At 74.3% G+C, this 18,730-nt stretch carries 18 protein-coding genes; 13 read left to right on the forward strand and 5 right to left on the reverse strand.

The features are described from left to right. Positions 1 to 52: 52 nt before the first annotated feature. The 8 genes from rpsF to ACI8AB_RS19385 all read left to right on the forward strand — a co-directional run bounded on the left by rpsF (position 53) and on the right by ACI8AB_RS19385 (position 8,533). Complete coding sequence (gene rpsF / locus ACI8AB_RS19350; protein ID WP_387988608.1) at positions 53 to 340, forward strand: 30S ribosomal protein S6; 288 nt, start codon at positions 53 to 55, stop codon at positions 338 to 340. 2 nt (positions 341 to 342) lie between these two features. Beyond that, entirely contained in the window at positions 343 to 828 is a 486-nt protein-coding gene (locus tag ACI8AB_RS19355) for a single-stranded DNA-binding protein (protein WP_387988607.1), read from the forward strand. A gap of 102 nt (positions 829 to 930) precedes the next feature. Then, on the forward strand, positions 931 to 1,167 hold the full coding sequence (gene rpsR, locus ACI8AB_RS19360) for a 30S ribosomal protein S18 (protein ID WP_073422051.1): 237 nt from the start codon (positions 931 to 933) through the stop codon (positions 1,165 to 1,167). 11 nt (positions 1,168 to 1,178) lie between these two features. Beyond that, complete coding sequence (rplI, locus tag ACI8AB_RS19365; RefSeq protein ID WP_387988606.1) at positions 1,179 to 1,625, forward strand: 50S ribosomal protein L9; 447 nt, start codon at positions 1,179 to 1,181, stop codon at positions 1,623 to 1,625. Positions 1,626 to 2,215: 590 nt separating this feature from the next. Beyond that, positions 2,216 to 3,580: a replicative DNA helicase gene (gene dnaB, locus ACI8AB_RS19370; RefSeq protein ID WP_456903469.1), complete on the forward strand. Its 1,365-nt coding sequence runs from the start codon at positions 2,216 to 2,218 to the stop codon at positions 3,578 to 3,580. Between the two features lie 218 nt (positions 3,581 to 3,798). Next, complete coding sequence (locus ACI8AB_RS19375; protein WP_456951449.1) at positions 3,799 to 6,039, forward strand: molybdopterin cofactor-binding domain-containing protein; 2,241 nt, start codon at positions 3,799 to 3,801, stop codon at positions 6,037 to 6,039. 8 nt (positions 6,040 to 6,047) lie between these two features. Beyond that, positions 6,048 to 6,503 (forward strand): (2Fe-2S)-binding protein, encoded by a 456-nt coding sequence (locus ACI8AB_RS19380; protein WP_456951450.1) that lies wholly within the window; start codon positions 6,048 to 6,050, stop codon positions 6,501 to 6,503. Positions 6,504 to 6,652: 149 nt separating this feature from the next. Beyond that, a complete protein-coding gene (locus tag ACI8AB_RS19385; protein ID WP_456951451.1) occupies positions 6,653 to 8,533 on the forward strand; it encodes an Ig-like domain-containing protein in 1,881 nt (626 codons plus the stop codon). 63 nt (positions 8,534 to 8,596) lie between these two features. Here ACI8AB_RS19385 and ACI8AB_RS19390 read toward each other — a convergent pair whose 3' ends face one another. Together ACI8AB_RS19390 and ACI8AB_RS19395 are read right to left on the reverse strand one after the other, a co-directional pair. Further along, positions 8,597 to 9,808, reverse strand: a complete 1,212-nt coding sequence (locus tag ACI8AB_RS19390; RefSeq protein WP_456951452.1) for a fatty acid desaturase family protein — start codon at positions 9,806 to 9,808, stop codon at positions 8,597 to 8,599. A gap of 29 nt (positions 9,809 to 9,837) precedes the next feature. After that, positions 9,838 to 10,938 carry a ferredoxin reductase gene (locus ACI8AB_RS19395; RefSeq protein ID WP_456951453.1) on the reverse strand — a complete coding sequence of 367 codons (1,101 nt, stop codon included), beginning with the start codon at positions 10,936 to 10,938 and terminating at the stop codon, positions 9,838 to 9,840. A gap of 103 nt (positions 10,939 to 11,041) precedes the next feature. Between ACI8AB_RS19395 and ACI8AB_RS19400 the strand changes: the two genes are divergently transcribed. Both ACI8AB_RS19400 and ACI8AB_RS19405 read left to right on the forward strand, forming a co-directional pair. Further along, positions 11,042 to 12,217, forward strand: a complete 1,176-nt coding sequence (locus ACI8AB_RS19400) for a PucR family transcriptional regulator (protein ID WP_456951454.1) — start codon at positions 11,042 to 11,044, stop codon at positions 12,215 to 12,217. A 171-nt stretch (positions 12,218 to 12,388) separates the two neighbouring features. Next, positions 12,389 to 12,652: a hypothetical protein gene (locus ACI8AB_RS19405; protein WP_456951455.1), complete on the forward strand. Its 264-nt coding sequence runs from the start codon at positions 12,389 to 12,391 to the stop codon at positions 12,650 to 12,652. On the opposite strand, the gene ACI8AB_RS19410 is transcribed toward ACI8AB_RS19405, so the two are convergent. Then, complete coding sequence (locus ACI8AB_RS19410; RefSeq protein ID WP_387988598.1) at positions 12,645 to 13,232, reverse strand: class I SAM-dependent methyltransferase; 588 nt, start codon at positions 13,230 to 13,232, stop codon at positions 12,645 to 12,647. The two genes, ACI8AB_RS19405 and ACI8AB_RS19410, sit on opposite strands and share 8 nt — an antisense overlap. Then, on the reverse strand, positions 13,229 to 14,581 hold the full coding sequence (locus ACI8AB_RS19415; RefSeq protein WP_456951456.1) for a DNA polymerase IV: 1,353 nt from the start codon (positions 14,579 to 14,581) through the stop codon (positions 13,229 to 13,231). Before ACI8AB_RS19415 ends, ACI8AB_RS19410 begins: the two co-directional genes overlap by 4 nt. 92 nt (positions 14,582 to 14,673) lie before the next feature. Here ACI8AB_RS19415 and ACI8AB_RS19420 point away from each other — a divergent pair, with 92 nt between their 5' ends. Further along, positions 14,674 to 15,141, forward strand: coding sequence for a DUF6220 domain-containing protein (locus tag ACI8AB_RS19420; RefSeq protein WP_456951457.1), 468 nt, complete (start codon positions 14,674 to 14,676; stop codon positions 15,139 to 15,141). 24 nt (positions 15,142 to 15,165) lie between these two features. Continuing rightward, positions 15,166 to 15,966, forward strand: a complete 801-nt coding sequence (locus tag ACI8AB_RS19425) for an alpha/beta fold hydrolase (protein ID WP_456951458.1) — start codon at positions 15,166 to 15,168, stop codon at positions 15,964 to 15,966. Positions 15,967 to 15,986: 20 nt separating this feature from the next. Here the strand turns inward: ACI8AB_RS19425 and ACI8AB_RS19430 are convergent, their stop codons facing one another. After that, a complete protein-coding gene (locus tag ACI8AB_RS19430; protein ID WP_456951459.1) occupies positions 15,987 to 17,690 on the reverse strand; it encodes a helicase in 1,704 nt (567 codons plus the stop codon). 69 nt (positions 17,691 to 17,759) lie between these two features. Between ACI8AB_RS19430 and ACI8AB_RS19435 the strand changes: the two genes are divergently transcribed. Further along, entirely contained in the window at positions 17,760 to 18,602 is an 843-nt protein-coding gene (locus tag ACI8AB_RS19435; protein WP_456951460.1) for an alpha/beta fold hydrolase, read from the forward strand. The last annotated feature ends 128 nt before the right edge of the window (positions 18,603 to 18,730 follow it).

An 18,730-nucleotide genomic window follows, 5' to 3' on the forward strand; every position in this document is an offset into this window, starting at 1 on the left:
TCCTGCTGCAGACGTCCTGCAGCCGCCCAGACCAGAGGAGGTGGGGTTCTCCGTGCGTCACTACGAACTGATGGTCATCCTCGACCCCGACCTGGAGGAGCGCACGATCGCTCCCTCCCTCGACCGGTTCCTGACCGTCGTCACCAACTCCGGTGGCACCGTCAAGACCGAGATCTGGGGCCGGCGCCGCCTGGCCTACGAGATCAAGAAGCACGTCGAGGGCATCTACGCCGTCGTCGACATCCAGGCCGAGCCCGCCGCGGTCGCCGAGCTCGACCGTCAGCTCAACCTGAACGAGTCGGTCCTGCGGACCAAGCTGCTCCGGCCCGAGGTCCACTGACCATGGCCGGCGAGACCGTCATCACCGTCATCGGCAACCTGACCTCCGACCCGGAGCTGCGGTTCACGCCGTCGGGGGCCGCGGTCGCCAACTTCACGGTCGCCTCGACGCCGCGCACCTTCGACCGCCAGTCGCAGGAGTGGAAGGACGGCGAGGCGCTGTTCCTCCGCTGCAACGTCTGGCGGCAGGCGGCCGAGAACGTGGCCGAGTCCCTCACCCGCGGTTCGCGGGTCATCGTCTCTGGGCGCCTCAAGCAGCGCTCGTTCGAGACGAAGGAGGGCGAGAAGCGCACCGTCGTCGAGCTCGAGGTCGACGAGATCGGCCCCTCGCTGCGCTACGCCACCGCGAAGGTCACCCGGGCCTCCCGCGGTGAGGGTGGCGGCGGCGGCGGCGGTTTCGGCGGCGGCGGCGGTGGCGGCGGTTTCGGCGGCGGCGCGAGCGACCCGTGGTCGACGCCCGCCGGCCCGTCCGACGAACCGCCCTTCTGAGAAGGACCCCCTCGCGCCCACGCCTCGCTCCGCTCGGCGCGGGCCCCTGCGAGGGGGCCGGTCCATCACCTCACCACGCTCTAGCCGTACCTGGAGAACCCAGTGCCCAAGCCCCCCGTGCGCAAGCCCAAGAAGAAGGTCTGCCAGTTCTGCAAGGACAAGGCGACCTACATCGACTACAAGGACACGACGCTGCTGCGGAAGTTCATCTCCGACCGCGGCAAGATCCGTGCCCGCCGCGTGAGCGGCAACTGCAGCCAGCACCAGCGGGACGTCGCCACGGCCGTCAAGAACAGCCGTGAGATGGCCCTGCTGCCCTACACCTCGACGGCGCGCTGACCATGAGCACGATGAAGCTGATCCTGACGCAGGAGGTCACCGGTCTCGGGTCCTCCGGTGACACCGTGGAGGTCAAGGGCGGCTACGGCCGCAACTACCTCCTGCCCCGCGGCCTGGCCATCGTCGCCACCCGCGGCGCCGAGAAGCAGGTCGAGTCGCTGCGCCGGGCGCGTGCCGCCCGCGAGGTGCGGTCGCTCGAGGAGGCGCAGGCCGTGGCCGGCCGCCTCGCCGGCCTGACCGTCCGGGTGCCCGCCCGCTCCGGCGACGGCGGCCGCCTGTTCGGCCGCGTCACCACCGCCGACGTCGCCGCGGCCGTCACGGCCGCCGGTGGCCCGGAGCTGGACCGCCGCCGCATCGAGCTGCCGAGCAGCATCAAGACCACCGGCAAGCACACCGTCACCGTGCGGGTGCACCCGGAGGTCACGACGACCCTCCCCATCGAGGTCGTCGCCGGCTGAGGAGGCCGCAGCACCGCCCGCGAGGGGCGTCGGACACCGGTCCGGCGCCCCTCGCGGCGTCTCCGGGGCCGGACCGCGTCCTCCGCCGTCCCGGACCCCCCGACGGCGCGGGCGGCGCCGGACGCACCCCCGACGACGGCCGCCGGGGACGCGTCCCGGCCGGCCGCCGGGCGGCTGTGACGGCTGCGCCGGACGGGACGACGCGACACGCCCGGAGCCCCCGGCGCGCCGACTTTCTCGTGTCCACAGCCGGTGGGTGGCCGCGGCGCAGGTGACGCCCGCGGGACCGCGGCACGACGGGCCGGTGTCCTCCCCGTCTCCACATGTCGACTCCGGCTGTCCACCGACTTGTCCACAAGTTGTGCAGAACGCGGCCCACACGGGTGTTGGACGGGTCCGTCCCCGCTTCCTAACGTCGTCTCCTGCGCCGGACCTCCGCGAACTGTCGGTGGCTCCGGGTAGTGATGTCCTCGAACGCGTGTTCGAGCGGCACGCGAGGCGTCCTGGTGCTTCCCCCACCGGGCCCCGGCCGGGCGGCCGGGGTCTGTACGCGCGCGCGTGCCCCGAGAGAGGGAGGTACCCAGGTGGCGGTGGCCGACGACTTCAGCCGGCCGCAGGCGACGGCGCCGGAGTACGACCGGCAGCCGCCGCAGGACGTCGCGGCCGAGCAGTCGGTGCTGGGCGGCATGCTGATGAGCAAGGACGCCATCGCCGACGTCGTGGAGCAGTTGACCGGCAACGACTTCTACCGGCCGGCGCACCAGCTGATCTACGACTGCATCCTCGACCTGTACGGCCGGGGTGAGCCGGCCGACGCCATCACCGTCGCCGCGGAGCTCAACCGCACCGACCAGCTGTCCAAGATGGGCGGCGCGGTCTACCTGCACACGCTCATCGCCTCGACGCCGACGGCGGCCAACGCGGGCTACTACGCCCAGATCGTGGCCGAGCAGGCCACCCTGCGCCGCCTGGTCGAGGCCGGCACCCGCGTGGTGCAGCTGGGCTACGGCGCGGCCGGTGGACGGGGCGACGTCGACGACATCGTCGACCGCGCGCAGCAGGAGATCTACGAGGTCACCGAGAAGCGGATGAGCGAGGACTACTCGCGCCTCGAGGACGTCCTGCAGCCGACGATGGACGAGCTCGACGCCATCGCCTCCCGCGGCGGCACCGCCCGCGGCGTGCCCACCGGCATCCGCGACCTGGACGAGCTGACCAACGGCCTGCAGGCGGGCCAGATGGTCGTCATCGCCGCCCGGCCCGGTGTGGGCAAGTCGACGCTGGGTCTGGACATCGCGCGGTCGGCCACCGTCAAGCACCACATGCCGGCGGTCATCTTCTCGCTCGAGATGAGCAAGCACGAGATCACCATGCGTCTGCTGTCGGCCGAGGCGAAGGTGCCGCTGCACCACATGCGCGCCGGCACGCTGTCCGACGAGGACTGGTCGAAGCTGGCCCGCCGGATGGGCGAGGTGGCCGACGCCCCGCTCTACATCGACGACTCGCCCAACATGACGATGATGGAGATCCGGGCCAAGGCGCGGCGGCTCAAGCAGCGCAACGACCTCAAGCTCGTGGTCATCGACTACCTCCAGCTCATGACGTCGGGCAAGCGCGTCGAGAGCCGCCAGCAGGAGGTCTCGGAGTTCTCCCGGGCGCTGAAGCTGCTGGCGAAGGAGCTCGAGGTCCCGGTCATCGCGATGTCGCAGCTCAACCGCGGGTCCGAGCAGCGTCAGGACAAGAAGCCGATGCTGTCGGACCTCCGTGAGTCCGGCTCGATCGAGCAGGACGCCGACATGGTCATGATGATCCACCGCGAGGACATGTACGAGAAGGAGAGCCCGCGGGCCGGCGAGGCCGACATCATGCTGGTCAAGCACCGCAACGGCCCGACGGCCAACGTCACCGTCGCCTTCCAGGGCCACTACAGCCGCTTCGTCGACATGGCGAACTGACCGGCCGCACCGACGCGCAGGAGGGCCCGGGACCGTCGTGGTCCCGGGCCCTCCGTGCGTCCGCGGTGTTCCACGTGGATCACCGGGTGCGACGTTGCAACGACGCACCGTCGCACTGCAACGTCGTGACCCGGGTTGCACCCGCTCGTTGGTCCGGGCCGAACACCGCCGAGCCCGGCCGTGTCCTCGACCGACCGAACCCGTCGAGAGGCCCACGCGTGACAACCCTGCCCGAGCACCCCCGCACCGACGAACCCCCGCCCGCGCACAGCCGCCGCCGTTTCCTCACCTACCTCGTCGCCGCGCCGACGCTCGCCGTCGCGGCGCAGGTCGTCGCCGACGTGGCCGGCCCGGCGACCGCGCAGGCGCTGCCGTCGCTGCCCGCGCCGGCCGAGCTCCTCGACCTCGGCGACGTGCTGATCCTCGCCGGGAAGCCCACCGAGGACCTCGTCGTCGTCACCGTCGACGAGCGGGGCCGGGTCGGGCTGGCCCTCCCCCGCGCCGAGGTCGGCCAGGGCATCACCACCGCCGTCGCCATGCTGCTGGCCGACGAGCTCGACGTGCCGCTCGACCGCGTCGACGTCACCCTCGCCGACGCCCGCCCCGAGCTGGTGTTCAACCAGCTCACCGGCGGCTCCAACACCATGCGCAGCGTCTACGGCCCGGTCCGGCGGGCGGCCGCGGTGGCCCGCGCCCGGCTGCTGGCCGCCGCGGCCCTGCGCTGGGGCACCACGCCCGGCTCGCTCACCGTCGTCGACGGCGTGGTCAGCGGCCCCGGCGGGCGGACCGCCACCTACGGCGAGCTGTCCGCCGTCGCGGCCGACCGGACGCTGACCGTCGCGCCCGCCGCCCTCAAGCCCGCCTCCGCGCAGCGGGTCGTCGGCACGCCCACCAGCCGCACAGACGCCCGCGCGATGGTGACCGGGCAGCAGCGCTACACCCTCGACCTCGACGTCGTCCCCGGCGCGCTGCCGACCATGCTGCGCCGCCCGCCGACGATCAACGGCGCCGTCCGGTCGCTGGACAACGAGGCGGAGGTCCGGGCCATGCCGGGCGTCGTCGACGTCGCCGTGGTGCCCACCGGCGTCGCCGTTCTCGCCGAGACCTTCGGCCAGGCCCGCGACGCCGTCGCGGCCGTGCGCGCCACCTGGGGGCCGGGCACCGTCGACGGCGAGGACGACGAGTCGATCCGGCGGAAGCTGCGCGCGGTGACGCCCCCACCGGCGCCCGGCCTGCTGGTGCGGACGGTGGACGCGGAGTTCGACTTCGCCTTCGTCAGCCACGCGCCGCTGGAGCCCAACTGCGCCATCGCGCACGTGACCGCGGACCGCGCCGAGATCTGGTCGCCGCTGAAGTCGCCGATCGTCGCCCAGGAGACCATCGCCGCCGAGCTCGGCCTGCCGGTGTCCCGGGTGACCGTGCACGTCGTCCAGGGCGGCGGCTCGTTCGGCCGGCGCCTGTTCTCCGACGCCGCGCTCGAGGCCGCCCGGGTCAGCAAGGCCACCGGCCGGCCGGTCAAGCTGCTGTGGTCGCGGATCGACGACATGCGCCACGGTCGCGCCCGCGCCGCCAGCCACCACCGCATCCGGGCCACGCACGCCGCCGGGGACGTGCTCACCTTCGAACACCGGGTGGCCAGCGTGGAGACCGACTTCGGGCACGGCCTCGGCGAGATCCTCACGTCGGTGGCGGCGAGCCTGCCGGTGGGCGGGAACGCCTCGTTCGCGCAGACGGTCTTCCTCACCACCGTGCACTCGCCGTACCACTTCGGCGTCACCACGCAGACGCTGGCCGAGGTGCCGCTGCGGATGCACACCGGCAGCTGGCGCTCGGTGTACTCGGCCAACACCCGCGGGGCCGAGGAGGTCGTCGTCGACGAGCTCGCCGCCGCCACCGGCCGCGACCCGGCCGAGTTCCGCCGCCGCTTCCTCAAGGAGGACCGCTACCGCACCGTCCTGGACACGGTGGTCCACGAGGGGCAGTGGGGACGGCGGATGCCGCGCGGCCGCGCCCAGGGCCTCGGCTTCCACGCCGAGTACAAGGGCTGCACGGCCTGTCTGGTCGAGATCGACGCGCGCGACCCGCAGCGCCCGCGGGTCATCCGGGCGACCATCGCCGTCGACGTGGGGAAGGCGGTCAACCCGCGCGGGCTCGAGGCGCAGATGCTCGGCGGGCTCACCGACGCGATCGGCACCACGCTGCGCGCCGGCCTGCACCTCGTCGACGGGCTGCCGCTCGAGGGCAGCTACAGCCAGTTCCACTACACCCGCCAGGCCGACTCACCGCCCGACGTCCGGGTGTTCGTCATCGACAGCAGCGACGAGCCCGGCGGCGCCGGCGAGCTCGGCGTCCCGGCCGCGGTCGGCGCCGTCGCCAACGCCTACGCCCGCGCGACCGGGACCAGGCCGCGGTCGTTCCCCCTCGTCTTCCCGGTCGACTTCGAGCCCTTCCCCCGCTGAGGAGCCCCGTGCCGAACTACACCTTCCAGCTCAACGGCGAGACCGTCACCGTCGACGCCCCCGCCGACCTCCCCCTGCTGTGGGCGCTGCGCGACAAGCTCGGCGTCACCGGGCCGAAGTACGGGTGCGGCATCGACGTCTGCAAGGCCTGCACCAGCCACCTCGACGGCGAGGCGATCCGCCCGTGCGTCACGCCGACGGCGGAGGTGGCGGGCCGCGAGGTCACGACCATCGAGGGCCTGGCCGACGGCGAGCGGCTGCACCCGGTCCAGGAGGCGTGGCTCGAGCAGGACGTCGCGCAGTGCGGCTACTGCCAGCCCGGGCAGATCATGGCCGCGGTCGCGCTGCTGCGCCGGACCTCGGACCCCACCGACGAGGAGATCGACGAGATCCAGAACGTCTGCCGGTGCGGCACGTACGTCCGCATCCGCGAGGCGATCAAGGCCGCGGCCGCGCGGATGTGACGGCCCCGCCCCGGGGCCGGGAAGCTGCCCTCCCGGCCCCCGGACGGGGGACGGACGGGTCCTGACCTGCGGTTTCCTGTGATCATCTTGTGATCCGAGTCACCGCAGACTAGGAAGAGGCGCCCCCCTTCCTCCCACCTGGAGACGCCTTGCAGCAACGACGCTGGCACCGCGCGACGACGTCGCTCGTCGGTGCGCTGGCCTTCACGGCCGCCCTCTCGGTCACCGCGCCCCCCGCGCTGGCCGACCCGCAGAAGGCCGAGCCGGTCTCGGTCTTCCCCTCCGACACCCTCACCGTCCGCGACCCCGCCCAGCTGACCGGTCGGCGGGTGGACCTGCCGACGTCGGGCTGCGGCGCGCCGATCACCTGCGGCCTGGTGCAGCAGCTCAACCAGCTCGACGGCTTCGACCTGGACCCGCGGCTGGCGATCCGCTTCAGCGAGCCGGTCGACGTGGCCACCGCCGCCGCGCAGATCACGGTCCAGGAGGACCGCGGCGGCTGGCGGACCGGCGTCGACCGAGTCGTGTGGGACCCGGCGACCAACACGCTCTACGCACACCCGGCGCAGCAGCTCGCGCCCGGCACGACCTACCGGGTCAAGGTCCAGGGCGGCCCGACCATCAAGGCCGCCCAGGACACCTTCACCACGTTGTCGGCCACCGACGGGCTGCAGGACCTGCAGCGGCAGATCGACAGCGGCAGCGCCTTCCGCGCCGTCGGGATCGACCGCCCGGGCCTGCAGGTCCAGGGCGTCTTCCCCGCCGCCGGGACGACGGTGAAGTGGGCCACCGACCGCGGCGCCACCGATCCCGCGGCGACCGACGTGCCCGTCCCGACGGCGGCCCTCGGCGGCTCGATCGTCTTCGGCACGTTCCAGGCGCCGTCCTGGCTCACCCCCGACGTCACGATCCCCCAGACGCCGACGCGCGACGGCGGCCCGCGGCCGGTCGAGGCCGAGCGGCTGCCCTTCGTCGCCGTCCTGCCGCCCGGGCAGGCCCCGGCCGGCGGCTGGCCGGTCGCGGTGTTCGGCCACGGGTTCACGAGCTCGACCAACGCCGTGTTCCTCGCGGCCGTGGAGAACGCGAAGAACGGCATCGCCACCATCGGCACGAACGTGGTCGGCCACGGCTTCGGCCCGGACAGCGCCTGGCAGGTGACCAGCGGCGGCACGACGACGGTCATCCCCGCCCACGCGCGCGGCATCGACCAGGACCGCGACGGGGACGTCGAGTCCAGCGAGGGCTCCTCGGCCACCGGTGCGGCCGCGGCCCAGTCCTCCCGGGACGCGCTGCGGCAGACCGTCGCGGACAACATGACGCTGATCCGCTCGCTCGGCGGCACCGACGTCGACGGCAACGGGACGCCGGACCTCTCCGGCCGGGGTGTCACCTACTTCGGCCAGAGCTTCGGCGGCATCTACGGCACCATGCTGACCGGCGTCGACCGGGCGGTGACCCGCTCGGTGCTCAACGTCCCCGGCGGTCCGATCAGCGAGATCGCCCGGCTGTCGCCGGCGTTCCGCCCGCTGACGGCGGCCGCGCTCGGTGCGGCCGGCCTGCTCAACGGTGGGGTCGGCGGCTTCACCGAGCAGATGCCGCTGCGCGGTGAGGGTCCGGTGACGCTCACCGCGCCGAAGGCCGCGGAGATCCAGGAGTACCTGGCCCGGTCCACCTGGCTCTCCCGTCCGGGCAGCCCGGAGACCTTCGCGCCGCACATCGACCCGCAGCGGGTGCTCGTCCAGGTGGCCTTCGGCGACCAGACGGTGCCCAACCCGACGTCGTACACGCTCGTCGACGCCGGGCACCTGTGGTCGCGGACCAGCCTCTACCGCAACGACAGGGCGGGGGCGACACGGCTGCCCAACCCGCACTCGTTCCTGCTCGTGGTGACCAACCCGGCCGCCATCCAGGGGCAGGCGCAGGTGGCGGCCTTCCTGGGCCGGGGTGAGGTCGTCGACCCCGATGCTGCGGGCAACGTGTGGGAGGTCCCGGTCGTCGACCCGCGGGTCCTGCTCCCGCTCAACTTCTGACGGTCGGCCGACGCACGAGGGGCCCGGGACGGCGATCCGTCCCGGGCCCCTCTCCGTGTGCCGTCAGGCGGCGGCGGCCATGGCGGCCTGCTCCCGGATGAGCCGGCGGCGGACCTTCGGCTCCCCGGTGGTCATCTTCCAGAGCTTGGCCAGCTGCGAGGGCAGGTTGCGGGCGTTCGTGTTCGCCAGCCAGCCGTTCGGCAGCGAGAGCCGGATGATCTTGTGCCAGGCCGAGCCGACCTGCTTCGGCAGCGGCGCCGTGTGGTAGTTCAGGCCGTATCGGTCGAACAGGTCGCGGATCTTCGGGGCGATCTCGGCGTACCGGTTGCTCGGCAGGTCCGGGAACAGGTGGTGCTCGATCTGGTGGGACAGGTTCCCGGTCAGGATGTGCATGGCCTTGGAGCCGGAGATGTTGGCCGAGCCGAGCATCTGGCGCAGGTACCACTCGCCGCGGGTCTCGCCGTCGATGGACTTCTTCTCGAAGGTCTCGACGCCCTCGGGGAAGTGCCCGCAGAGGATCACCGAGTTCGACCACAGGTTCCGCACGATGTTGGCGGTGAAGTTCGCGGCCAGGGTGGCCAGGAAGTTCGGGCCCGACAGCAGCGGGTGGATGACGTAGTCCTTGCGCACCTGCCGGCCGATCTTGACCAGCACCTGCTTGGCCCGCCGGCGGAACTCCGGGTCGCCGGTCTGCTTCTTGGCGATGACGGCGCCGAGCTCGAGGTCGTAGGCCGCGATCCCGTACTCGAAGAAGCACGCGTTGATGAAGCTCCACAGCGGCTGGCCGAGGTACATCGGCGTCCACGGCTGGTCCTCGTCGACGCGCATGATGCCGTAGCCGAGGTCGTTGTCCTTGCCGATCACGTTCGTGTACGTGTGGTGCAGCTCGTTGTGCGAGTGCTTCCACTGCTCGGCCGGGCTGGCCATGTCCCACTCCCACGTGGTGGAGTGGATCTTCGGGTCGCGCATCCAGTCCCACTGCCCGTGGAGGATGTTGTGCCCGATCTCCATGTTCTCGAGGATCTTCGCGATCGACAGGCCGATCGTCCCGGCGATCCACGCCGGCGGGAAACCCGAGGCCAGCAGCACGGCGCGGCTGCCCAGCTCGATCTTGCGGTGCACGTCGATGACCTTGCGGATGTAGCGCGCGTCGGCCTCGCCGCGGCTGTCCATCACGCCCTGGCGGATCTCGTCGAGCTCCTTGCCGATGAGCTCGACGTCCTCGGGGGTGAGGTGCTCGATCGGGTTGACGTCCTTCTTCTGCAGAACGGTCATGCGGTGCGTCTCCTCGGGGGTCGAGCGGGTCAGTGGTCGATGTCGCAGGCGCCGGCGGCGGCGCTGATGCAGGTCTGGACGAGGACGCCGTCGCCGGGGGCGGCGGTGGTCACCTCGCCGGTGCGCAGGTCGCGGACGGCGCCCTCCCGCAGCGGGAGCACGCAGCCGTAGCAGATGCCCATGCGGCAGCCGCTGGGCATGAGGACGCCGGCCTCCTCGGCGGCGTCGAGGATCGGGGTGGCGCCGTCGGCCTCGAGCGAGGTGCCCTTCCTGGTGAAGGTGACCGTGCCGCCCTCGCCGGTGACCAGCACCTTGGGCCGGAACCGCTCGGTGTAGAGCCGCTCGGTGAGCCCGGCCGCGGCCCAGTGCTCCTCCAACGCCTCGAGCATGCCGACCGGGCCGCACGCCCAGGTGTCGCGCTCGGCGAGGTCGGGGACGAGGGCGGCGACGGCCGCGGCGTCGAGCATCCCGGCGGTGTCGGTGTGCTGCTCGACCAGCCGGATCCGGCCGTCGGCGGCGAGCTGCCGCAGCTCGGCGCCGAAGACGACGTCGTCGGGGGTGGGCGCGGAGTGCACGAGCACGACGTCGGTCAGCTCGGGGTGGTTGCGCAGGATGCCCATCACCGGGGTGATGCCGGAGCCGGCGGTGACGAACAGCGCCTTGGCCGGCAGCCGCGCGGGCAGGCAGAAGTCCCCGGTGGCCTGGTCGAGCTGCACGATCGTGCCGGGCTCGGTCCGCCGGACCAGGTGGTTGCTCACCTTGCCGCCGGGGATCGCCTTGACGGTGACGGTGAAGCAGCCGTCGGTGCGGCCGAGGTCGGAGGTGATCGAGTAGGCGCGCCACATCCGGACGCCGTCGACGTCGATGCCGATGCGCACGTACTGACCGGGCCGGTGCGGCTGCCAGTCGGCGCCGGGCCGGATGACCACGGTGGCGGCGTCGCGGGTCTCGGGCACGACCGCCTCGATCCGCCCGCGCAGGTCGGCGCCGGGGCGCAGCGGGTCGACCAGGTCGAGGTAGTCGGCGGGCAGCAGCGGGGTGGTGACGAGTTCGGCGACGCGCAGGACGCGGTCGCGCAGCGCCCTGAGGGCCGGCCGGGCCGGGGAAGGGCGCGGAGCGGTCGCGGTCATGCCCTCACTGTTCCCTGCGGAACGTGTAATCACCTGTGCCCTGGACGTGAACGTTCCGCCGGATACTGTTCGCGGAGGACAATCCGTGTCACGGGGAGGTCACGTGGTCCCCCAGCAGGAGACCTTCGCGCTGCCCGTCGCGGCGGCGATGCGCACCGAGCTGCCGTCGGTCGCCGAGCGGACGGTCGCGGCGATCGTCGTCGAGGTGCCCAGCTACGCCGAGGCCTTCCGCGGGCAGATGGGCCGCAAGATCGAGAACGCCGTCCAGTTGGCGCTCGGCGGCTTCCTCGAGCTCGCCACCGGCGGCGCGGACGCCAGCCGCCCGGTGGACCCGGCGATCGAGGGCGCCTACGCGCTCGGGCGCGGGGAGGCGCGCACCGGCCGGTCGATGGACGCGCTGCTGTCGGCCTACCGGGTCGGCGCCCGGGTGGCCTGGCGGCACCTGAGCGAGACGGCGGTCGCGGCGGGCATGCCCGCCGCGGCGCTGGCCCGCTTCGCCGAGCTGGTGTTCGCCTACATCGACCAGCTCTCGGCGGCGAGTGCTTCCGGGCACGCCGACCAGCTCGCCTCGAGCGGCCGGGTGCGGCGGCGGCACCTGGAACGGCTGGCCGAGCTGCTGGTCACCGGCGCGCCCCCGTACGAGCTGATCACCGCGGCCGAGCGGGCGGACTGGACGCCGCCGCGCACGCTCACCGCCGTCCTGCTGCCCGAGGCAGGCGCCCGCGACGCGACGGCGGTGCTGGACGCGCGCACGCTGCAGGTCGGCGAGGACCTGCCCGGCGCGGAGCCCTCGACCGAGCGGGCGGTGCTGCTGGTGCCCGACGCCGAGGGGTTCGCCCGCGCCTCCCTGCTCACGGTGCTCTCCGGCCGCGACGCCGTCGTGGGGCCGGCGCGGCCGTGGCAGGACGCGCGGTCGTCGTACTCGCGGGCGCTGCGGGCGCTGCAGCTGGGTCTGTCCCCCGACCGCGACGCGCCCGTGGACACCGAGCAGCGGCTGGCCGACCTGGTCCTGCGCGCCGACGGCGAGGCGCTGGCCGACCTGCGCGCGCAGGTGCTCGCCCCGCTCGACGGCCTCGGCCCCGGCCCGCGGGAGAAGCTGCTGGAGACGCTGCGCTCGTGGCTGCTGCACCACGGCCGGCGCGAGCAGGTGGCCGCGGAGCTGTTCGTCCACCCGCAGACGGTTCGCTACCGGATGGGGCAGCTGCGGGAGCTGTTCGGGAAGCACCTCGACGACCCGCAGACGGTGCTCGAGCTGACCCTCGCCCTCGGCGTCCGCTGAGGGGTCTCCCCCGCGATCACGGCGTCCTGACCGCGACACGCCGTCCGGCGATGGTCCCGGCACCGTGATCGCGGGGAACTGGCACGTCGTCCCCAGGGTGCTCCCAGGCGGTCGGCCGAGGCTCGGGTCCACGGCGGCACCCCGCGCCACCGTGGACCCGAGGAGGCTCCCGTGTACCGCAGCACCGAGACCGTCGGCCGGCACGCCTGGGTGCGCACCCCGCGCCGCCCGCTGCCGCCGGAGCTGACCGCCGACGTCGCCGTGGAGGTGACCGCCGCCGCCCTCGCCGAGGCGCCCGGGGCGACCGTCGAGTGGCTGGAGGTCGACGGCGCGGGCCTGGTCGAGGCGCACCTGCGCGGCGCCGACGGCCGGACGCTCGTCGTCCACCTGGACGCCGACCTGCGGGTGGTCGGCCGGCTCGCCGAGGTCAGCTGACCCGGAGGACGGCGACGAGGAAGTCCGACCCCGCGGTGAACGGGTGCAGGTGCCAGCTCGACAGGAGCAGGTCCGGCTCCAGCCCGGCGGCGCGGGCGTCGTCGAGGAACGCGTCGAAGGGGTAGTCCCGCCCGGCGCCGAAGCCGACCACCGCCCGGCCGCCGTCGGCCAGGTGGGCGCGGAAGCGCCGCAGCACCTCGACCCGCGTGGACGGCGCCAGGAACGTCACCACGTTGCCGGCGCAGACGATCGCGTCGAACCGGTCGGGCAGGTCGAGCTCGGCGAGGTCGCCCACCAGCCAGCGCGCGCCCGGGTGGTCCTCCTGGGCGGCGGCGATCAGCACCGGGTCGACGTCGACCCCGACGACGTCGTGCCCCGCCGCGGCGAGGTGGCCACCGACCCGGCCCGGACCGCAGCCGGCGTCGAGCACCCGCGACCGCCGCGGCAGCATCGCGTCGACCAGCCGCGCCTCGCCGACGATGTCCATCCCGCCGGCGGCCAGGTCCTTGAACCGCTTGACGTAGGCCGCCGAGTGGCCGGGGTCGGCCCGGGTCATCCGCACCCAGAGGTTCTCGCTCACGGCTCCATCGTCGGGGGCCGCCAGTCCGGCGGGTCGCCCGGGTGCAGCGCGGGGTCGTCGGCGGCCAGGGTCCGCACCGGGCCCGGCGGGGTCAGCGGCCCCTCGAAGCGCACCGTCACCCGGCCCAGCCCGCGGCCCCACACCCAGCCCGGGCCCAGCTCGTCGTGCACGACGTCCTGCCCGGGCCACCACCGCCGGTCGGCCGGGCCGGCGACCCGGGCGGCCTGCGCGAGGACGGCGGCGGCCTCCGACTCGTCGGGCGCGTCGGCGTCGTCGTCGGTGAACAGGTCGCCCTGCGCGTACTGGGACAGACCGGAGACGCCGACGCCGAGCAGCCGCAGGCCCCCGCCGGTGCCGGCCTCGACGAGCAGCCGCCGGGCGATCGAGGCCACCTGCCGGGCGTCGTCGGTGGGCTGCGGCAGCGTCTGCGAGCGGGTGAGCGTGGTGAAGTCGTAGCGGCGCAGCTTGAGGGTGACCGTCCGCCCGGACAGCGCCGAGGACCGCAGCCGCGCCCCCACCCGCGTGGCCATCGAGTCGATCAGCCGGTTCAGCTCGGCGAGGTCGGTGAGGTCCCGCTCGAAGGTCTCCTCGTGCGACACCGACTTGGCCTCGCGCTCGGCCACCACCGGCCGGTCGTCCTCGGCCCGCGCCAGCTGGTACAGCCCGCTGCCGTGCGCCCTCCCGGCCAGCGCGACGAGGTCGGGCAGGGACTTGGCGGCCAGCTGGGCCACCGTCGCGACGCCGACCTGCCGCAGCCGCTCCGCCGTCGCCGGGCCCACGCCGCCGAGCCGGGTCACCGGCAGCGGGTGCAGCACGTCCAGCTCCGTGCCGGGCGCGACGACGACGAGGCCGTCGGGCTTCTCGAGGTCGGAGCCGATCTTGGCCATGAGCTTGGAGCTGCCGATGCCCACCGAGCCGGTCACCCCGCCGGTGGCCTCGGCGATGCGGGCCTTGAGCCCGCGGGCCAGCGCGGTGACGCCCTCGACGGACAGGTCGTGCCCGGGACCGGCGGCGAGGTCGACGTAGGCCTCGTCGATCGACACCGGCTCCACCAGGGGCGACAGCTCCCGCAGCAGCTCCATGACGACGTCGGAGGTCCGCCGGTAGGCGCCGAACCGGCCGCCGAGGAACGCCGTCCCCGGCGGGCAGCGGCGCCGCGCCTCCGCCGTCGACATGGCCGACCGGGCCCCGTACGCGCGGGCCTCGTAGGACGCCGTCGCGACGACGCCGCGCCCGCCGGTGCCGCCGACGACCACCGGCCGGCCCCGCAGCGAGGGCTTGTCGCGCTGCTCGACGGCGGCGAAGAACGCGTCCAGGTCCAGGTGCAGGACGCTCGCCTCCCGCCGCACGTCCCCATCGTCCTACGCCGGGACGACAGGCCCTGGACGCCGGTCCGGCCGAGTCGGATCCTGGCCGGCAGGCACCCGACGGGAGGCCGCCGATGACCGCTCACGACACCTCGACGACGACGCGGGCACGGGCCGGCGGACCGCGGCACGGTGCGCTGGTCGCCCACCGGCTGGCGCTGGCCCTGCTGCTGCTCGCCGTCGTCGTGCAGTTCTTCCTCGCCGGGCTCGGCGCCTTCGGCGGGGGCTTCGACGCCCACGTGACCAACGGCTACTACGTGATCCCCGCGCTGGCCCTCGTGGTCCTCGTCCTGGGTCCGGTGGCGCGCGTGGGTACCCGGGACGTCGTCCTCTCCGCCGTGCTGGTCCTCCTCGTGGTCTTCGGCCAGAGCCTGTTCAAGGTGCTGGCCGACGAGGGCGCCTTCTGGGGCGGCCTGCACGCCCTGGACGGCCTGGTCGTCCTCGGGATCACCGGCTTCCTGCACACGTCGGCGGTCCGCCGGCTCCGTGCGACTCCAGGGGAGGAGCGCCGCTCGGGACGGTCACCGAGCGTGCCCGCCTAGGTCGGCACCCGGGAGGTGAGCGCGGTGGGCGACCACGTCGAGGTCGGAGGACATCCGACGTGGGTCGACGTGCGCGGCCGGCCGGTGGGCGACGCGCAGGTCGTTCTCCTGTTGCACGGTGGTCTCTCGAACTGCGACCTCTTGCTCGACGCGCTCGAGCCGACGCTGGCGGCGCGGTACGCGCTCGTGGCGTTCGACCGTCGCGGACACGGCCGGACCGCCGACACGTCCGAGCCCTTCCACTACGAGGACATGGCCACCGAGACGATCCGCGTCCTCGAGCAGGTCGTGGGCCGGCCGGCGCACCTCGTCGGCTTCAGCGACGGGGGCATCGTCGCGATCCTGGTCGCCCTGCGCCGCCCCGACCTCGTCCGCCGGCTCGTGCTCATCGGCGCGAACTTCCACGTCGACGGCCTCCGTCCCCTGGAGCTCGGCGAGGACGGACCCCGGGTGACCGAGATCGCCGAGTCCTACGCGCAGCGGTCCCCCGACGGTGCCGAGCACTTCGCGGTCGTCGTGGAGAAGGGGCTGGCGTTGATGCGGAGCGAACCGACCCTGTCCACCGCTGACGTCGCGCGGATCGGCGCCCCGACGCTCGTGGTGGCCGGTGACGACGACCTCGTCGAGCTGAGCCACACCTGCGCGCTCTACGAGGCACTGCCGGCGGGCGCGCTGGCCGTCGTCCCCGCTGCCTCCCATCTCGTGCCGGTCGAGAAGCCGGACCTGGTCGCCCGGCTCGTCGACGACTTCCTCGGCAGCGCCTGGCCACCCGCGACGATGATGCCGATCGGACGAGCTCCGGAGGCCGCGCCCGCCCAGCCGTGACCGTCCCCCGTCGGCGGCGGTCAGCCCTCCGTGAGCGCGGCGGGCGGCAGCCAGTCGGCGTCGAGCAGCTCGGCGATCTCCTGCAGGGCCGAGGTGTCCGCACCCGCCGTCGACCCGCTGACCGCCAGCCGCTCGACCATCACCCGGGCCACCTGCTCCTCGACCGTCCCCTCCGCGTAGGCCACCCGCCACGGCGAGACCTGCCCGTCGCGGTGGGTGCGGCCGGTGACCTGGCGGGCCTGGATGCCGGAGAAGCGCGGCTGGTGGAACAACCCGACCCGCGGGGTGGTCGAGGCGGTCGTGCCGCCGGGCAGCAGCTCGCCGGCGTGCAGGCTGATCGAGGCGGTCACGGTGAACACGCACACCGGCGCCTCACCCGTCTGGAAGCGCAGCCGCTCGGCCTCGACGTCGAACCGGTCGCGGCCGTAGATCGACGCGACGGCGATGCCGGCGTCCAGCAGCGCCTCGCGGATCGGGTCGGCCGCGGTCTCCACGAACTCCACCGACACCGCGACCTGCCGCTCGGCCTCCACCTGGGCCCGCACCCAGTCGACGGTCGCCTGCGCGCGGATCAGCCCCGCCTTCTGCCGGAACCGCAGCAGCGCGGCGCGGCCGCGGGCGCTCTGCCGGGCCTTCCGGGCCAGCTGCATCTCGGCGCGGAACTCCTGCCACTCGGACTCGTAGGCGCACCTCTCGGCGGGGGTGAGCGCGACCGGCGTCCCGGTCACCGACACCGGCCCCCACGGCGCCGGGCGGTGCAGGGTCGCGGGCGGGTCGGCGTCGGCCAGCCAGCCCTGCAGCCGGGCCAGGTCGGCGCGCCGGGCGTCGGCGTCCTCGGTCCACGCCCAGCCGTAGCGGCCGCGTTCCACGTGGAACCCGTGCTCGGCGAGCTTCGCCGGCAGGTCGGCCCAGGCGCGCAGCGGCTCCCCGTGCACCCGGGCGAACTGCGGCGCCAGGTAGGGCAGCTCCAGCGGCGTGTGCGCCGGGGTGGCGGTGGCCGCGACGACGAACGGGACGTCCTTCGCGCGGGCGCCGCCCGACACCGCCTTCCAGTGCTTCCAGCGCTGCGTCGTCGTGTGCCGGACCATGTGCGCCTCGTCGGCGACCACCACGTCGAACGAGAGCTTCGCGACCTTCGCCAGCCGGTCCCAGGTGGTGACGCACCAGCGCAGGCCGCCGTCGCCGAAGCCGGCGATCGAGCGGGTCCAGTGCGGGACGGTGATGGCGGCCGGGCGGTCGGCGACGACGAGCACCCGCTCGCCGCCGCGCAGCTCGCAGATCTTCCGGGCGGCCATGACCGCGGTGCCGGTCTTGCCGACGCCGGGGTCGTCGCCGAGCAGGAACACCCGGTGCCCGGCCGCGGCGGAGGCGACGACGGCCTCGGCACCCGTGCACTGCTCCTCGCGCGGCACCAGCTGCCGGGCCTCGGGCAGCGGCCGCGGGGTCTCGTTGAGCTCGTCCTCGAGGAAGCGCTCGAAGGTGTACGGCGGCGGGTCGTAGGGCGCCAGCGCCGGCGGCAGCCGCGCGCCGACCCACACGTGCGCCTGCAGCCCGGCGTGCCAGACGGCGCCCGGGGCGGGGGCGCGGAACGGGACGGCGAGCACCCACACCCGCTCGCCCGGACCGGCGGTCGGCAGGTCGGGCACCGCGGGCCGGCGGGCCGTCGTCCGGCGCTTCGTCGTCCGGCGCTTGGTCGTGGTGGCGGCGCGACGCCGTCCGGGCATGCTGGGACCTCCCCCGTCGTCCCCGGCACGGTAGGTCGCCGTCGCCCGCGGATCTGGTGGAATCGCCGGATGGGGCCGCAGTCTGACGAGGGGTTGGCGACGCGCACCGTCGGCGGGTCCGGCCCGCGGGTGGTGTTCGTCCACGGGCTGTTCGGCCAGGGCAAGAACTGGACGACGGCGGCGAAGGGACTGGCCGACCGCCACCGGGTGACGCTGCTCGACCTGCCCAACCACGGGCACTCGCCGTGGACCGACCGGGTCGACTACGTGGACATGGCCGGGCTGGTCGCCGCGGAGCTGGAGGCCTTCGGCGAGCCGGTGACGCTGGTCGGGCACTCGATGGGCGGCAAGGTGGCGATGCAGCTGGCGCTGCGCCGGCCGGAGCTGCTGCGGGCGCTGGTCGTCGTCGACATCGCGCCGGTCGAGTACCCGGTGTCCGGCGGCCGCACCGACGACCCCGACGAGGAGGCCTCCCCGTTCGGCGCGTTCATCGCCGCGATGCGGGCGGTGGACCTCGGCGCGCTGCGCACCCGCGAGGACGCCGACCGGGCGCTGCGCGAGGCGGTGCCCAGCACGATGGTGCGGTCGTTCCTGCTGCAGAGCCTGGTCCGCGAGGGCGTGGGCTCGGGCCGCTGGCGGTGGCGGCTGAACCTGGAGACCCTCGAGCGCGACCTCGGCGAGCTGCGCGGCTTCCCCGACCCGCCGCCGGGCGCCACCTTCGACGGCCCGGTGCTGTGGATCGCCGGCGCCGCCAGCCACTACGTGCTGCCCGAGGACCGCCCGCGCATGGAGGCGCTGTTCCCGCGCGTCCGGCTGGTCAAGGTCAAGAACGCCGGCCACTGGGTGCACTCGGAGCAGCCCGAGGTCTTCCTCGAGACGCTGCGCCGCTTCCTCGCCGCCGTCGAGGGCTGACGTGGGCACCTCCGCGGAGTTGCGGGGGGGGGGGGGGGGGGGGGGGGGGGGGGGGGCGGGGGGGGGGGGGGGGGGGGGGGGGGCTGTGTGGGGGGGGGGGGGGGGGGGGGGGGGGGGGGGGGGGGCGG

Source organism: Geodermatophilus sp. SYSU D00698 (assembly GCF_054050335.1).

Bases quoted from the DNA above. Each gene is read 5' to 3' on its own strand.
- ACI8AB_RS19430 (WP_456951459.1), bottom strand. From the start codon at position 17,690: ATGCCCGGACGGCGTCGCGCCGCCACCACGACCAAGCGCCGGACGACG.
- ACI8AB_RS19395 (WP_456951453.1), bottom strand. From the start codon at position 10,938: ATGACCGCGACCGCTCCGCGCCCTTCCCCGGCCCGGCCGGCCCTCAGG.
- ACI8AB_RS19420 (WP_456951457.1), top strand. From the start codon at position 14,674: ATGACCGCTCACGACACCTCGACGACGACGCGGGCACGGGCCGGCGGA.
- rplI (WP_387988606.1), top strand. From the start codon at position 1,179: ATGAAGCTGATCCTGACGCAGGAGGTCACCGGTCTCGGGTCCTCCGGT.
- ACI8AB_RS19390 (WP_456951452.1), bottom strand. From the start codon at position 9,808: ATGACCGTTCTGCAGAAGAAGGACGTCAACCCGATCGAGCACCTCACC.
- ACI8AB_RS19435 (WP_456951460.1), top strand. From the start codon at position 17,760: ATGGGGCCGCAGTCTGACGAGGGGTTGGCGACGCGCACCGTCGGCGGG.
- ACI8AB_RS19355 (WP_387988607.1), top strand. From the start codon at position 343: ATGGCCGGCGAGACCGTCATCACCGTCATCGGCAACCTGACCTCCGAC.